Genomic DNA, 15,071 nt, shown 5'->3' with positions numbered 1-15,071 from the left:
TTTATGATGAAAGGTAATTCAAGGAGGAATTATATTATGAGAGTAGGATTAATTGGTTTAGGTAAAATGGGATTAAATTTAGGGAAGAATTTAATTGATCATAAACATGAAGTAGCGGCATTTGATTTAAATACGAGTGCGGTGGAAGAAATGAAAGAGTATGGTGCTACAGGTACGTCTAGTTTAAACGAACTTGTTCAATCATTGGAATCACCAAGAATTCTATGGGTTATGGTTCCGCACGCTGTTGTTGATTCTGTTATTAATGAGATTACCCCGCTGTTATCAAAAGGAGATATTTTAATTGAAGCTGGTAATTCGCATTATAAAGAGTCTATTCACCGATATGAGCAATTAAAGAAAGATGGCATTCACTTTATGGATGCCGGAACTTCTGGCGGAATGGAAGGCGCTCGAAATGGTGCTTGTTACATGATCGGAGGCGATCAAGAAGCTTGGGATATCGTTGAACCTATTTTCCGTGATACAGCTGTAGAAAATGGATTCTTATATGCTGGAAAAGCTGGTAGTGGTCATTTCTTAAAAATGGTTCACAACGGAATTGAATACGGTATGATGGCTGCTATCGGTGAAGGATTTGAAATTCTAGAGAAAAGTGAATTTGACTACGATTATGAAAAAGTATCCAGAGTATGGAACAACGGTTCAGTTATTCGCTCATGGTTAATGGAATTAACTGAAAATGCATTTTCTAAAGATGCGAAACTGGATGAGATTAAGGGTGTTATGCATTCTTCTGGTGAAGGGAAATGGACAGTAGAAACAGCATTAGACCTTCAAACAGCAACTCCGGTTATCGCAATGTCTCTATTAATGCGCTACCGCTCATTAGACAATGATACGTTTACAGGAAAAGTTGTAGCAGCACTGCGCAATGAATTTGGCGGACATGCGGTAGAAAAGAAATAAACATTTTAAAAGTATAACTCGTTAACGTTTAAAAAATGGAGGGAATAAATCATGAAGTTTTTTATTGATACTGCAAATCTTGAGGACATAAAAAAGGCATATAAATTAGGGGTTTTAGCTGGCGTTACAACGAATCCTTCTTTAGTAGCGAAAGAGGGCATTAAGTTTGAAGACCGTATTGCAGAAATTTGTCAGGCAGTACCTAAAGTTGAATCTGTTTCGGCAGAAGTAACGCCAGATGCTGTTACAGCTGAAGAGATGATAGCTCAAGCAGAAGAACTGATTAAAATTAACGGTGGCGATGAAAAAGTTACAATAAAACTGCCGATGACATTAGCAGGATTAGAAGCTTGTCGCTACCTTACAGAAAAAGGCGTGAAAACGAATGTTACACTTATTTTCACTGTGAACCAAGCTCTTTTAGCTGCTCGAGCAGGTGCAACGTACGTTTCTCCATTTTTAGGTCGCTTAGATGATATTTCTGAAGATGGCGTATTATTAGTTGCTAAAATTGCTGAATTATTCGATGTTCATCAATTAGATACACAAATTATTGCGGCTTCTGTCAGACACCCAGATCATGTAACTCGTGTAGCGCTGGCAGGTGCACATATTGCTACAATTCCTTATAAAGTCATTGAACAACTTGCTATGCATCCACTAACAGATCAAGGTATTGAAAAGTTTGCTGCGGATTGGGCGAAAGCGCCTAAGTTATAATGTGGTGAGGCTGTCGCTTTTCAAAATAGCACTATAGTTAGAAAAAGGACCTCCTTATGAGAGTGAAGTTTGTTAAAACGTAGCTCTCATAAGGGAGCGTCTTTTTTGTATACATTAGGGTGCTCTTTGGTTATAGGAATATTTCGAAAGGGGTTACATGGTGAACTCGAAATACATGATTGGTGTAGATATTGGAACAACTAGTACAAAAGCAGTTTTGTTTTCGATTGATGGATCTGTTATTGCAAGCCATGGAATTGAATATCCTTTATATTCTCCTGCGCCGGAAATAGCAGAACAAGATCCAGAAGAGATTTTTCAAGCGGTCATACATACGATTAAAGAAACGATACAATCAAGTAATGTGCAGCCAGTTGATATTCTTTGTGTTTCTTTTAGTTCGGCAATGCATAGTGTTATTGCTGTAGATGAAAGGGGAAACCCATTAACGAGATGTATTACTTGGGCAGATAATAGAAGCGCGAGCTGGGCAGAAAAAATAAAAAATGATATGAATGGTCATGAAATTTACCTTCGTACTGGAACACCAATCCATCCTATGTCACCACTTTCAAAATTAGTTTGGCTTAAAAATGAACATGCTGAGTTGTTTGCAAAAAGCTATAAATTCATCTCAATTAAAGAGTATGTTTTCTATAAGTTATTTAATGAATATGTAATTGATTATTCTATAGCATCAGCAACAGGACTGTTCAATTTGAAATTTTTAAAATGGGATGAAGAGGCTCTTGGTGTTGCAGGAATTTCAGAGGAAAAGCTTTCTAAACTCGTTCCAACGACGCACAGCTTAATAGGCTTAGATGAAGAATTTGCAAGAGAGATGAATGTATTTGTTACTACTCCTTTTGTAGTAGGGGCGAGTGACGGAGTTCTATCGAATTTAGGTGTAAATGCAATAGAACCTGGAGTAGTTGCTATTACAATTGGTACGAGCGGTGCAGTGCGAGCTGTAACAAATCAGCCTGTAACGGATCCGAAGGGTAGAACTTTTTGTTATGCGTTAACTGAGGACCTTTGGGTAATTGGTGGACCGGTTAATAACGGTGGTATGATTTTTAGGTGGGTTCGCGACCAATTATGTACGTTAGAAGTTGAGCAGGGGAAGCGCTTAGGAAAAGATCCTTATGAATTGCTTACTGAAATAGCAGCAAAAGTGAATCCTGGATCTGACGGTTTATTATTTCATCCGTATTTAGCAGGAGAAAGAGCTCCTTTATGGAATGCGAATGCGCGGGGATCTTTCTTTGGACTTGGCCTACATCATAAGAAAGAGCACCTTATTCGCGCTGTTTTAGAGGGAATCATTTATAACTTGTATACAGTTCTTCTTGCATTAAAAGAGCTAATTGGTGAACCGAAAAAAATTCAAGCGACAGGTGGTTTTGCAAGATCGGAACTTTGGAGACAGATGATGGCAGATATATTTCATCAAGACGTATATGTTCCTGAAAGTTTCGAAAGCTCTTGCCTAGGAGCGGCAATCCTTGGTTTATATAGCTTACGTGAAGTAGATACATTACATGTAGTTTCTGAAATGGTAGGTGCCAATTTTTATCATGAGCCAAACATGGAAAGTGTGGAGAAATATAAAGATTTAATACCAATCTATATTCGTTTGGCCCGCCACTTTGAAGAAGAATATGAGAGTATAGCGGCTTTTCAGAAAAAGTGGGTGTAGAGACTATTTGGCAGGGAAATATGGTAACTTATAAAGAGGTACTCAAGTTTTTTTAGATGTTCTTTCAAAAAATAGTTCACGGTTGTTCTGTAAAAAATATGATGAACAAAAACTATAGGGAGAGGGTTATGAAAATGGCGGATAACAAAGAGTTTATTGGATATGTTGGAACGTACACGAAAGAAAACAGTGAAGGAATATATAAATTTATTTTAGACACGGAAGCAAAAAAAATTAGTAATGTAACGCTTGCGGCTAAGTTAGATAACCCTACATATGTAACGATTAGCAAAAATAATCAATATCTCTATTCTGTTGTTAAGGAAGGCGAATTTGGTGGTGTAGCTGCTTATTCGATTAACAGTTATACCGGAGAGCTAACGGAACAAAACAGACAAGTAGTAGAAGGGGCTTCTCCTTGTCATATTAGTGTGGATAGTGGAAAACGTACGGTAGTTACAGCAAATTACCATAAAGGAACGATTGAGTCTCTTGTAGTAAATGAGGGAAATGGGACTGTTAATGCTGCAACATCTATTATTACACATGAAGGTTCTGGTCCAAATAAAGAAAGACAAGAGAAACCACATGCGCATTACGCGGGATATACTCCTGATGAAAAATATGTAGTGGGTGTTGATTTAGGGATTGATAAAATAATTACGTATGAAATAAAAGATAGTACATTAAAAGAAGTAAATAGCTTGTCTGTAAACCCAGGATGTGGCCCGAGACATATTGCTTTTCACCCGAACGGAAAGTACGCTTACGTCATGACTGAACTGAGTTCGGAAGTTATTGTGTTAGCATATAATCCGGAAGAAGGGTCCTTTACAGAATTACAGTATATTTCTACTGTTCCAAAAGAATTTGATGACAATAGTCAAGGAAGTGCGATTCATATTTCTTCTGACGGCCGCTTTGTATATGCAGCGAATCGCGGTCATAATAGTATTGCTGTTTTCAGTGTGGATCAAAATTTAGGTCAGCTTACATTTGTTGCACATACATCTACAGAAGGAAATTGGCCGAGGGATTTCGTATTAGATCCGACTGAAAAGTTTTTGATTGCTACAAATGAAAAGTCACATAACCTTGTACTATTTTCAAGAAATGAAACGACAGGAAAGTTAACATTGTTACAATCTGATGTTGTTGTACCAGAGCCTGTTTGTGTGAAGTTTTTAAACGTTTAACTTGCGTTGAAGTTCAATGCATATAGTGTTGTCGTTATTTGTCGGTAAGTCGGTATTCTTTGTCGAAACGTCGATATATTTAAAAAATCGTTGATATATTTGGAAAATCGTGGATATAATTTCAAATCCCTAAAAACAGTAAAAAAGCAAAGCGATATCGCTTTGCTTTTTTACTGTTTTTTCTTAGGTCTACGTACTAATTCACCGCCGCAGTTTGGGCAAACGTTTTGTCTTTCTTCTGTACATGGTGCACAAAATGTACATTCATACACGCAAATGTATGCTTCGGAATTTGATTCGAGAGATTGATCGCAAATTTGACAGTTTGTTTTCATTTCGAGTGCCATAGTAAGTCTCCTTTTAGTTGGAATATTTATAATTTAATTATAATTCATTAGATAGAAACTGTCTTTTTCAATTGAAAGGAAATTGGATGATAAAGTTATGAATTGAAATGAAAGAAGCTCTTTTATTTTTAAATTGATTATTTAATAAGGTTGGAATATTATGAAATAGTCAAAAGACAACAGGGGGTATATATTTTGACTAATCATAACGATCATTTAAAAGCAAACTGCGAAAAATGCTTCGGTTTATGTTGCGTAGCGTTACCGTTCGCAGCATCGGTAGATTTTGCGGTGAATAAAGATGGCGGGAAGCCATGTACTAACTTACAATCAGATTTTAAATGTAGCATACATAAAAATCTTAGAGGAAAAGGTTATAAAGGTTGTACAGTATTTGAGTGTTTCGGTGCTGGGCAGAAGATTTCGCAAGTTACGTTTAACGGGATTGATTGGCGAAAAGATGCTAAGCATGCGAGAAAAATGTACGATGCTTTTCCAATTATGCATCAGCTTCATGAAATACTGTGGTATTTGAATGAGGCTATTTTGTTAAAGGCGACACAACCAATTCATAAAGAACTAAGTAAAGCGATTGAAGAGACGGAGCGTCTTTCAAATTTAAATGCGGACGAGTTAATGAAAGTAAATATTCCGTTACACCGTGCAGAAGTAAATGTTTTACTTTTAGAAACGAGTGAGCTAGTTTGGAAGGAAATGAATGCTACGTGTAAGAAACGAATTAGTCACCGCGGAGCAGACCTTATGGAGGCAAATTTGAAGAAGAAAGATTTGCAAGGAGCGAATTTAAGAGGGGCTTACTTAATTGCGGCTAACTTAAGTGGAGCAAATTTACGTGGAGCAGACCTTATCGGAGCAGATTTGCGAGATGCAGATATTCGCGGGGCAGATTTTACAAATAGTATTTTTCTGACGCAAGTTCAAATTAACGCGGCGAAAGGGGATACACATACGAAGTTGCCGAAAATGTTGTCCCGTCCATCGCATTGGAGTGCGTAAAGAATGTGGAACAGGCAGAGATTAAAAATCTCTGCCTGTTTTTTCAGTTCTTTTCAAACGTAGTAATGAAAACACTACATATAATAAGAATACCACCAATAAAAAAGTTACTATTTAATGACTCATTTAATAAGAGCCAACCAAGCAACGATCCGACGATAGGTTGGAAGAAGAAAAATAAGGAACCGATGCTTGCGTCCATTAATTCTAATCCTTTATTCCAAAGGAAAAAGGCACCTGCCGTTGAGACAATTCCTAAGTATAATACGCCTAATATTACGTACGTATTTACTGTTTCGATAGAGGTTGATTGTAGTTCCCATATCATAAAAGATGTAATAAAAAAGAGTGAAAAGAATATGGCGTACGTTGTAATCACTAAAGATGAAAATCGAGCTGAAGCAATCTTCACATAAATGGATAGTAAAGCCCACGTAATAGCGGCCCCCACTAATATGATTGTACCGATAAAATAGGAACCAATTTCAATATCCCATCCAATGACGATAATGACACCGATTGTCGCTATGATAGTAGATAGCAGTCTACGAGCGGTTAGCTTTTCTTTTAAAATGATCGCTGCAAATATAACCATAAATGCAGGTGTAGCTGATGTGACTAACGAGCCTGTATGAGCGTCAGATAATTTTGTTCCGATAAATTGACATGTAATCGAAATGAAATATCCGATAAATCCAATCCAAGCGAATAAAAGCCAATCTTTTTTGCGAATGGTTATTTTTTTCTTTTGCTTTTTCTCAGCTGTTTTCAAAATGAAATATAAAACAACGAATGCAATGATAAAGCGTAGCCAAACGAGTGTCAGTGGTGGGATAAAGTCGAGTACGTATTTACTAACGACGTACATACCGCCCCATATACTAGCTGCTAGTGATAAACATATAGCTCCTAAAATTGTTTGTTTCATGTAAAGTACCTCCGTCTATTTTTAGAGTTTTTTGAGTTCCCTAAGACGAGGCATAGTGTTATGTGTTATATGAATGCCCGCCTTAGCTTATAGACGGCCTACAGGTTGATCGTTTTCGAATGAAGTGTTGTAGTACATGAGTGCATTCCTCCTTCATATTTTATAATGATATTATAACTTAATTTTCAGTTTATTGGGATGATTATTAAACGGAGCTGATCTTTTTAAAGTGGAGTATTTTATAATAAGAAAGGTTGAAAAGAACAGGGGATTTCTTGGATATATTTCGTTAGCAGTCGTTTTGTAAATTCGATAATTTAATTATTTTGTTGAAATTATATTCTATGAGTTTGAGAGAATATGTGGAATTGTGTATAAATTATGAACAATAACCGTCACGTTTGACTGTACAGTTTATGTATTGTATGATGTTAGTAATATAAACAAGGGGGGAAGATCGTTGGGAAGGTGTATCGAATCGGACAGTTGGCTCTCATGGCTCACGTGTCGAAACGCACGATTGATTATTATACGAATCTAGGTATCTTAAAAGCGGAGCGATCTCAATCTAATTATCGCTATTACGATGAAACAGCATTTGAGACATTACAATTTATTGAGAAGTGCAAAGAAATGCATATGCCGCTTTGTGAGATTAAAGAGAAAATCGAGGAGAAGAAGAAGCTGCTCGGTATCAATGAACACGTTTCGAAGCATGTGAATGAAGTGACAGACCATATTCATCGATTAGAAGCAGAATTAACGGAGTTAAAGCCGCTTTTAGATGGATTGACTGATTCACAACGTGAAAAAATATCGAAATCTTTATCTGGTCAAACGACAGCTTTAATACAGACACTTGCTCTATTATTATAGAAAAAAGTGAAATCCGACCTCTTTAATTTTTGTATCGGGCTATGTTTTCTAATGAACAAATAAGAAAACATTATAGTATACAGGAGGTGGACACCTTAGTTTTTTAAACTAGGGGGATTCATTGGAAATATTTAATTTAGTCATGGTTGCGATTTTAATCGCATTTACTGGATTTTTCGTAGCAGCAGAGTTTGCGATTGTAAAAGTACGTTCAAGTCGTATTGATCAGCTTGTTGCGGAAGGAAAACGCGGTGCTTTAGCAGCGAAAAAAGTAACATCAAATTTAGATGAATATTTATCTGCTTGTCAATTAGGTATTACAGTTACAGCTATGGGGTTAGGTTGGTTAGGTGAACCGACAATCGAAAAGTTATTACACCCACTATTTGAGAGATGGGACTTAAATCCTTCTATCTCATCAGTATTAACTTTTGGTCTTGCTTTTATGCTAATGACATATTTACACGTTGTAGTAGGGGAATTAGCTCCGAAAACGCTGGCAATTCAAAAGGCTGAAAAAGTAACTCTATTATTGGCAACTCCGTTAATGATGTTCTATAAAATCATGTATCCATTTATTTGGGTATTGAACGGTTCAGCGCGTGTGATAACTGGTTTATTCGGTTTAAAACCAGCTTCAGAACATGAAGTAGCTCATACAGAAGAAGAATTACGTCTTATCCTTTCAGATAGCTATGAAAGTGGCGAAATTAATCAAGCTGAATACAAGTATGTAAATAACATTTTTGAATTTGATAATCGTATTGCTAAAGAAATTATGGTACCGCGAACAGAAATCATTGGTTTCTACCTGGAAGATTCAGTAGAAGAACACATGAAAGTAATCCAAAATGAGCGATACACACGTTATCCGATTTTTGGAGAAGATAAAGATGATATTATCGGTATGGTCAACGTAAAAGATTTCTTTATTCGATATATGACCGAAGATCAAAAAGATTTATCATCGATTCGCTCGTATATGCGTCCGATTATTGAAGTGATGGAAACGACTCCAATTCACGATTTATTACTTCAAATGCAGAAGAAGCGAATTCCGATGGCTGTTTTATATGATGAGTACGGGGGAACAGCAGGGATTGTAACGCTTGAGGACATCTTGGAGGAAATCGTCGGCGAAATTCGTGACGAATATGATGAAGATGAAGCACCACCAATTCAGCATGTGAATGAGCACCATAAAATCGTTGATGGAAAAGTGCTTATTTCAGAAGTGAAAGATTTGTTTGGATTACACATTGAAGAAGACGATGTGGATACAATCGGTGGCTGGATTATGATGCAAAATCATGAAATTGAAGAAGGACAACATGTTGAGGCGGAAGGTTATGAATTTAAAGTGTTAGAAAAAGACGCTTACCAAATTAAACGTGTTGAAATTCGTAAAATGGAACAAGAGCAAGAAGAAGAGAAAGCAGCAACTGTGTAAGTTGCTGCTTTTCTTCTAACGTATAAAAAATGCGAAATTAGGAGCGGATATTTTGATTCAAGCAGCCTTACGTGTATATCGATTACAATTGTATGCGATCTTTAGTGGTTTACTACTTATGTGGACGATTACTCCGTTTGGAAAACAAGTAACAGGGTTTGGTATTGGATTAGCTGTAAGTGCATATTGCCTTTGGTTATTAGCTCGCAGAGTGGAGAAACTGGGGAAAAGTATCGTAATGAAAGAAAAGGCTCCTGGATTAGGAGTTCTAAACCGATTTGCAGCTGCCATTTTAGGAGCAATCATCATGTATGAAATTGAGCATGAAATGGAAATGTGGGCATTTGGTACAGGCATTTTAGGTGGTCACTTTTTAATGATTGCAAATTTAGCTTATGCGAATATGCAGTTAGTGAAAGAGGAAGAGAAGCAAAGGGAACATGCTTCGAAAAACATAGAGCTATGATGAAAGGGGCCTAATGGGGTTCCTTTTTTGTGTTTAAGCGAGCTAATGAAAGGAATCAAATTTACGACAAATATAATACGCTTCTTTTTTACGTTTTTCAATAGTATGAAAAATAATGTAAAAAAATTTAAAAACCCATCGATTTCTAAAGGTTATGTATGTTATTATGACAAAAGACTTTTTGAAAGAGGTGGATATCAATGTTACAAGCGTTACTTATTTTTGTGCTTCAAATTATTTACGTTCCAACTTTAACAATCCGTACGATTTTGCTTGTAAAGAATCAAACAAGATCCGCTGCTGGTGTTGGATTGTTAGAAGGAGCTATTTACATTGTCAGTTTAGGTATTGTGTTTCAAGATTTATCAAATTGGATGAACATCGTTGCCTATGTCATTGGCTTTAGTGCGGGACTATTATTAGGCGGTTATATAGAGAATAAATTAGCAATTGGTTATATTACGTATCAAGTTAGTTTACTAGACCGTTGTAATGAATTAGTAGATGAATTACGTCACTCTGGATTTGGCGTTACAGTATTTGAAGGTGAGGGTATTAATTCTATACGTTATCGTTTAGATATCGTTGCAAAGCGTTCTAGAGAAAAAGAACTGCTAGAAATTATTAATGAAATTGCACCGAAAGCGTTTATGTCTTCATATGAAATCCGTTCATTTAAAGGTGGATATTTAACGAAGGCGATGAAGAAGAGAGCGTTAATGAAGAAGAAAGATGAACATGCATCGTAAAGAAAAGGGAGTAGTGCAGCTTTAAAAGCACGGCATAATCCCCATATAAAAAAGAGAGGGATCTATATTGAAAAAGATTCCTCTCTTTTTTATAGAAATTACAATTTTTATATTTTAAAATAAAGATATAGGATAGATGAATTCATTCACTTCGGAGGTAGTTATTTGAACATTAACGAAAAGGCGATTGAAATGTTTGAACAAAATGAATATGAGAAAGCGATGGAACTGTTTCACCGAGCAGTACATGAATCTAGAGGTGTACAATCTCTCAATAATCTTGCTTGGATGTATTTTTATGAGGAGGAGAATGATGATAAAGCTCTTGAATTAATAAAAGAAGTTGTTAAGTTAGATCCTTCCTCATACTTCCCTTATAACATCTTAGGGGAAATTTACACGAAACAAGAAAAGTGGGAAGAAGCGAAAGAAGTATTACAAAAGTCTATTTTGATGCAACCATCCAATGAAGCATTTCACAATGTAGCTGTAGCTCATTATAACCTTGGAGAGTTGGAAGAAGCTTCGGAATTTTTCTTGCGAGTTGCAGGAGATTCGGACTATATAATGTATATCTATGTAAAATGTTTAATTGATTTAGGGCGAACGACAGAAGCGAAAGAGAAGTTAGATGCTTTTAACAGGAAATCTGATGATTTTGTAGGAGAAATTCATGTAGCAGATTTATATGTTGAGTTGAATTGCTATAAAGAAGCCATTCAATGTTTCGAAAAGGGATACAAAGAAGTTTGGAAAAGCCCCGATTGGATTAGTAGATTTGTTTATGCTTTATATAAAGCTAATAATTTCACGCGTATAAATGAAGTTATACAGGAATCTATTGAAGCGAAGACAGCAGAAATAGAAGATGTTAAGAATGAAGAAGTAGAAGAAAACTGGACAGAAAACGATAAGAAAGAGTTAATTGAGGAATATACAGAAGAGAAAAATTGTTATAAAAAAATGATAGAACGTATCAAATCTGGATATGTTCCAGGGTTAGAATTTGAAACTGATTATATAGGGGCTTGTTATTTATTTGGTTGTAAAAGACATAATCATCTTGAATATGAAAAATAAAAAAATTCGACTGTCAAATATGATGGTCGAATTTTTTTATTGTAGATCGCTTTTGATTCTAAATAATGATTGTGGGGAAGGAGGAAGAGCGTACGGAACGATTGCAAAAGTGAAAAATTATCGGGCGAAGAGAAAAGGGAGATCGGGTTATAATGTGTAATTTATAGTAGGGGAAGAAAATGGGATGGGGGAATGTAGAATATGAAAGGCACACAAATGTTAGCTATAAATAAAAAGTGTTGGGATACAGTAGCACCATATTTCTTTCAAGTAGATTGTTTACCGAAATACGGCCCGTATACAGCGTCTGAAGACGAGATTCATTTGTTTGATTCGATTGGAAATAAAAGGGTTCTTGATATTGGGTGTGGAAGTGGGCATTCGTTGCAATATATGGCAGAACATGGGGCGGAAGAATTATGGGGGCTTGATCTTTCAAGTGAACAAATTAAAACAGCGAATGAAACGTTAAAGAGTTGGAAGCCAAAGTTAGTATGTGGAGCAATGGAAGAGGAATTGGATATTCCGAAAGAGTATTTTGATATTGTATATTCTATTTATGCATTAGGTTGGACTTCGAATTTAAGAAAAACGTTGGAACTGATTTATTCATATGTAAAGCCAGGAGGAAGTTTTATTTTTAGCTGGGAGCATCCAGTATATTCAAATTTACAGTATGGTACAGAAGAAATTGCTTTTAAGTCTTCTTATCATAAGGAAACTCCTATTACGTTTGAAACATTTAAAGGGGAAAATGTACAAGCGACATTATATAAGAGAAAAATAAGTACATACATAAATGAGTTAAATAGAGCGGGATTTACAATTGAAAGAATAGAAGAACCTGAACCATCTAGCGTGTTTGATGAAGAATTAGCTGTGCCGTCTACGAAATATTATTCGTTATATAAAGCTAGAATGGTGCCAACCACCTTTATTATTAAGGCGAGAAAGTAAAGTGTTTTATAAAAAGAAGCCTATCATTTCAAATAGATGAAATGATAGGCTTCTTTATTTTTAAAAAAATGAGATCAGAGGTGTACTTTTCGTATAAAAATGCATTTCATATAAAAGGTGTAATTATTTTTAGGAAGGGGGATTGTTGTGCGTCGTCATAGAAAGTGCAAAAAATTTGGAGTGGCACTGCCTCTTCCGCTTATAGGAGCAACTGGCCCCACTGGTAATAGCGGCCCAACCGGTCCAACTGGAGGGCATGAAGGTCCTGTAGGGCCTACGGGAATTACTGGCCCTACAGGAGCAACTGGCCCACAAGGCCCTCAAGGTATCGGGGGGATACAAGGACCACGAGGGACAACAGGGGTTCAAGGAATACAAGGAGCCATTGGTGATACTGGAGAGCAAGGAATAACCGGTCCGGTTGGTTTACAAGGTCCTCAAGGATTAATTGGAGAGCAAGGTCCTGTTGGTGATATTGGATTACAAGGACTGGAAGGAATACAAGGAATTACAGGCCCTGCTGGTAGTCAAGGAATACAAGGCGCCCAAGGAATGCAAGGAGAAATAGGTGAGAGAGGACAAACGGGCGCGCAAGGAATGCAGGGAGAAATAGGTGTAACCGGGATAACAGGTGTAACAGGTTCTCAAGGTTCTCAAGGAGCGCAAGGAATACAAGGGGAGGACGGAACTACAGGTATACAAGGAGAAGAAGGTTCACAAGGAATACAAGGAATTACTGGAGAGCAAGGACATCAAGGTGATCAAGGGATACAAGGTGTAGTAGGCCCCACTGGTTCTACTGGAATACAAGGTCCTCAAGGTATAAGCGGAATAAAGGGAGTAACCGGTGTAACAGGCCCTCAAGGTCCACAAGGTGTTCAAGGAATACAAGGAGTAAGTGGATCTACAGGTTTTCAAGGAGCAAAAGGAGTACGAGGGATAACAGGAGCAACCGGTTCTACCGGTACACAAGGACCAGAAGGACCTCCGGGTGCTCCGACGGGAACAACCGGTCCAATTGGTCCATCTAGTGGAGTGACTGGTCCGTCTGGCCCACCTGGCCCACCTGGAGGACCAACAGGTCCAACAGGTGTAACTGGTGCGCGGGGTGTAACAGGCGGAACTGGTGCAATCGGAGTACAAGGGTTACAAGGTATAACTGGTCCCACTGGCCCTCAAGGTGTAAGGGGAGCACAAGGTTCTCAAGGTGTAATTGGTGTAGCTGGCGTACAAGGTGCACAAGGTTCTCAAGGTAACCAAGGAATAACAGGAGCAACAGGTGCAGAAGGTCCCCAAGGAACTCAAGGTCCACAGGGGGAAATTGGTCCCACAGGTGCAGAAGGTCCTAAAGGTGTGCAAGGAATACAAGGGATAACAGGTCCAACAGGAGCACAGGGAATACAAGGGTTACAAGGAATAATCGGTCCCACAGGCACAACAGGAGCAGCCGGAGTCCAAGGGCCACAAGGAATCACCGGTCCAACAGGAGTAGCTGGAGCGCAAGGTATACAAGGCCCTCAAGGGATACGAGGGGAAACAGGAGCAGCTGGAGCACAAGGTATACAAGGTTCACAAGGAATACAAGGGGAAGTTGGATTAACTGGTGCCCAAGGTGCTCAAGGTCTTCAAGGAGTCCAAGGAATAACAGGTCAGGCAGGAGCCATCGGTTTGCAAGGACCTCAAGGGATACAAGGTATAGTAGGCCCAACAGGAGCACAAGGTTCTCAAGGTATGCAAGGAATACAAGGAATAACCGGTCCGACAGGTGCAGAAGGAATTAGAGGTCCTCAAGGGGATTTAGGAGAAAACGGGATAACAGGTCCACAAGGAGTGCAAGGGGCGCAAGGTATTGAGGGACCCGAGGGACCACAAGGAAATGTTGGGATTACGGGCGTAACTGGAGAAACAGGAGTGACAGGAGAAACAGGGAGGACCGGGGCACAAGGTATACAAGGCGTTCAAGGGATTATAGGTATACAAGGAAGTACAGGAATGACAGGACCTACCGGTGCAACGGGAGTAACCGGAATACAAGGTGTGCAAGGTATTCAAGGAATACAAGGTCCAACTGGAGCAAGGGGAATAACAGGGGTTAACGGTAGTGTAGGTCCAGCTGGAGCGCAAGGTAGTCAAGGGCCGATTGGAGCTGTGGGGCCTACTGGAGCAACTGGTAGTATAGGGGCTATAGGTTTCTTAGGAATAGTAGGTGCAACAGGGGCGACTGGTTTACCTAGTGGTGGCGGTTATTTCTTTTCTACTGCAACGAGTACAATTGCAGCGAATGCACTAATACCAATCAATTCCGGGTCCACAATTTTTGGTTCTGGTGTCAGTTTAACAAATGCAACAACTGTAACGTTAAGTACGCCGGGAATATATTTAGTAAGCTATTATTTTCAAGGTGATCCAAATGGGGGGAATGAAACGATTTCCGTGAGGCTTACTTTAAATGGAACGCAAGTCGCGGGGAGTTTTATTTTTTATGTTACAGGAGGTATTTTTGTATTAGAGCCAGCGGTTTCGAATACGATGGTCATTAATGTTGCTTCTTCAAATGCTACGTTATCTTTGCAAAATGGTCCATTAGCTATTGGGCATGTAACGACATTATCTGGTGTGATAACCGCTAGTTTAAATGTATTAAAAATAGTTTGAT

14 protein-coding genes and 1 pseudogene are annotated in these 15,071 nt (G+C 38.1%); 13 read left to right on the top strand and 2 right to left on the bottom strand.

All coding sequences use genetic code 11. From position 1 onward, the window contains the following. The first annotated feature begins 36 nt into the window (after positions 1 to 36). The 4 genes from gnd (at position 37) to F8162_RS04885 (ending at position 4,545) form a co-directional block, all read left to right on the top strand. Positions 37 to 930 (top strand): phosphogluconate dehydrogenase (NAD(+)-dependent, decarboxylating), encoded by an 894-nt coding sequence (gene gnd, locus F8162_RS04900; RefSeq protein ID WP_151634483.1) that lies wholly within the window; start codon positions 37 to 39, stop codon positions 928 to 930. 51 nt (positions 931 to 981) lie between these two features. Beyond that, positions 982 to 1,650, top strand: a complete 669-nt coding sequence (gene fsa / locus F8162_RS04895; RefSeq protein ID WP_087981295.1) for a fructose-6-phosphate aldolase — start codon at positions 982 to 984, stop codon at positions 1,648 to 1,650. A 157-nt stretch (positions 1,651 to 1,807) separates the two neighbouring features. Beyond that, positions 1,808 to 3,349, top strand: coding sequence for a gluconokinase (gntK, locus tag F8162_RS04890; protein WP_151634485.1), 1,542 nt, complete (start codon positions 1,808 to 1,810; stop codon positions 3,347 to 3,349). A gap of 128 nt (positions 3,350 to 3,477) precedes the next feature. Then, entirely contained in the window at positions 3,478 to 4,545 is a 1,068-nt protein-coding gene (locus tag F8162_RS04885) for a lactonase family protein (RefSeq protein WP_151634487.1), read from the top strand. Between the two features lie 170 nt (positions 4,546 to 4,715). Here the strand turns inward: F8162_RS04885 and F8162_RS04880 are convergent, their stop codons facing one another. Continuing rightward, positions 4,716 to 4,892 carry a DUF1272 domain-containing protein gene (locus F8162_RS04880; RefSeq protein WP_002146550.1) on the bottom strand — a complete coding sequence of 59 codons (177 nt, stop codon included), beginning with the start codon at positions 4,890 to 4,892 and terminating at the stop codon, positions 4,716 to 4,718. A gap of 195 nt (positions 4,893 to 5,087) precedes the next feature. On the opposite strand from F8162_RS04880, the gene F8162_RS04875 reads away from it, so the two are divergent. After that, positions 5,088 to 5,909 (top strand): pentapeptide repeat-containing protein, encoded by an 822-nt coding sequence (locus F8162_RS04875; RefSeq protein ID WP_151634489.1) that lies wholly within the window; start codon positions 5,088 to 5,090, stop codon positions 5,907 to 5,909. A 43-nt stretch (positions 5,910 to 5,952) separates the two neighbouring features. Here F8162_RS04875 and F8162_RS04870 read toward each other — a convergent pair whose 3' ends face one another. Beyond that, positions 5,953 to 6,837 (bottom strand): DMT family transporter, encoded by an 885-nt coding sequence (locus tag F8162_RS04870; RefSeq protein WP_151634491.1) that lies wholly within the window; start codon positions 6,835 to 6,837, stop codon positions 5,953 to 5,955. Between the two features lie 468 nt (positions 6,838 to 7,305). On the opposite strand from F8162_RS04870, the gene F8162_RS04865 reads away from it, so the two are divergent. From F8162_RS04865 to F8162_RS04830, 8 genes and pseudogenes are all read left to right on the top strand, one after another. Continuing rightward, positions 7,306 to 7,713: a MerR family transcriptional regulator gene (locus F8162_RS04865; RefSeq protein ID WP_087958918.1), complete on the top strand. Its 408-nt coding sequence runs from the start codon at positions 7,306 to 7,308 to the stop codon at positions 7,711 to 7,713. Positions 7,714 to 7,834: 121 nt separating this feature from the next. Continuing rightward, entirely contained in the window at positions 7,835 to 9,163 is a 1,329-nt protein-coding gene (locus tag F8162_RS04860) for a hemolysin family protein (RefSeq protein WP_151634493.1), read from the top strand. 52 nt (positions 9,164 to 9,215) lie between these two features. Further along, positions 9,216 to 9,629, top strand: a complete 414-nt coding sequence (locus F8162_RS04855) for an ATP synthase subunit I (protein WP_046957915.1) — start codon at positions 9,216 to 9,218, stop codon at positions 9,627 to 9,629. 200 nt (positions 9,630 to 9,829) lie between these two features. Next, positions 9,830 to 10,378, top strand: coding sequence for a DUF2179 domain-containing protein (locus tag F8162_RS04850; RefSeq protein ID WP_000938446.1), 549 nt, complete (start codon positions 9,830 to 9,832; stop codon positions 10,376 to 10,378). Between the two features lie 165 nt (positions 10,379 to 10,543). Then, positions 10,544 to 11,458: a tetratricopeptide repeat protein gene (locus F8162_RS04845; RefSeq protein WP_151634495.1), complete on the top strand. Its 915-nt coding sequence runs from the start codon at positions 10,544 to 10,546 to the stop codon at positions 11,456 to 11,458. 76 nt (positions 11,459 to 11,534) lie between these two features. Continuing rightward, a pseudogene (locus F8162_RS04840) lies at positions 11,535 to 11,618 on the top strand (CGNR zinc finger domain-containing protein); the annotation flags it as partial. A 41-nt stretch (positions 11,619 to 11,659) separates the two neighbouring features. Next, complete coding sequence (locus F8162_RS04835) at positions 11,660 to 12,415, top strand: class I SAM-dependent methyltransferase (protein WP_151634497.1); 756 nt, start codon at positions 11,660 to 11,662, stop codon at positions 12,413 to 12,415. Between the two features lie 147 nt (positions 12,416 to 12,562). Beyond that, positions 12,563 to 15,070 carry a collagen-like protein gene (locus tag F8162_RS04830; RefSeq protein WP_151634499.1) on the top strand — a complete coding sequence of 836 codons (2,508 nt, stop codon included), beginning with the start codon at positions 12,563 to 12,565 and terminating at the stop codon, positions 15,068 to 15,070. The last annotated feature ends 1 nt before the right edge of the window (position 15,071 follow it).

The organism is Bacillus sp. CH140a_4T (assembly GCF_008923725.1).
Lineage (GTDB): Bacteria > Bacillota > Bacilli > Bacillales > Bacillaceae_G > Bacillus_A.
This window is presented reverse-complemented; position numbering and strand designations above follow the sequence as displayed.

What these genes read in the sequence shown, in the direction of transcription:
- gnd (WP_151634483.1), top strand. Translation starts at nt 37, where the DNA reads ATGAGAGTAGGATTAATTGGTTTAGGTAAAATGGGATTAAATTTAGGG.
- fsa (WP_087981295.1), top strand. Translation starts at nt 982, where the DNA reads ATGAAGTTTTTTATTGATACTGCAAATCTTGAGGACATAAAAAAGGCA.
- gntK (WP_151634485.1), top strand. Translation starts at nt 1,808, where the DNA reads ATGGTGAACTCGAAATACATGATTGGTGTAGATATTGGAACAACTAGT.
- F8162_RS04885 (WP_151634487.1), top strand. Translation starts at nt 3,478, where the DNA reads ATGAAAATGGCGGATAACAAAGAGTTTATTGGATATGTTGGAACGTAC.
- F8162_RS04880 (WP_002146550.1), bottom strand. Translation starts at nt 4,892, where the DNA reads ATGGCACTCGAAATGAAAACAAACTGTCAAATTTGCGATCAATCTCTC.
- F8162_RS04870 (WP_151634491.1), bottom strand. Translation starts at nt 6,837, where the DNA reads ATGAAACAAACAATTTTAGGAGCTATATGTTTATCACTAGCAGCTAGT.
- F8162_RS04850 (WP_000938446.1), top strand. Translation starts at nt 9,830, where the DNA reads ATGTTACAAGCGTTACTTATTTTTGTGCTTCAAATTATTTACGTTCCA.
- F8162_RS04835 (WP_151634497.1), top strand. Translation starts at nt 11,660, where the DNA reads ATGAAAGGCACACAAATGTTAGCTATAAATAAAAAGTGTTGGGATACA.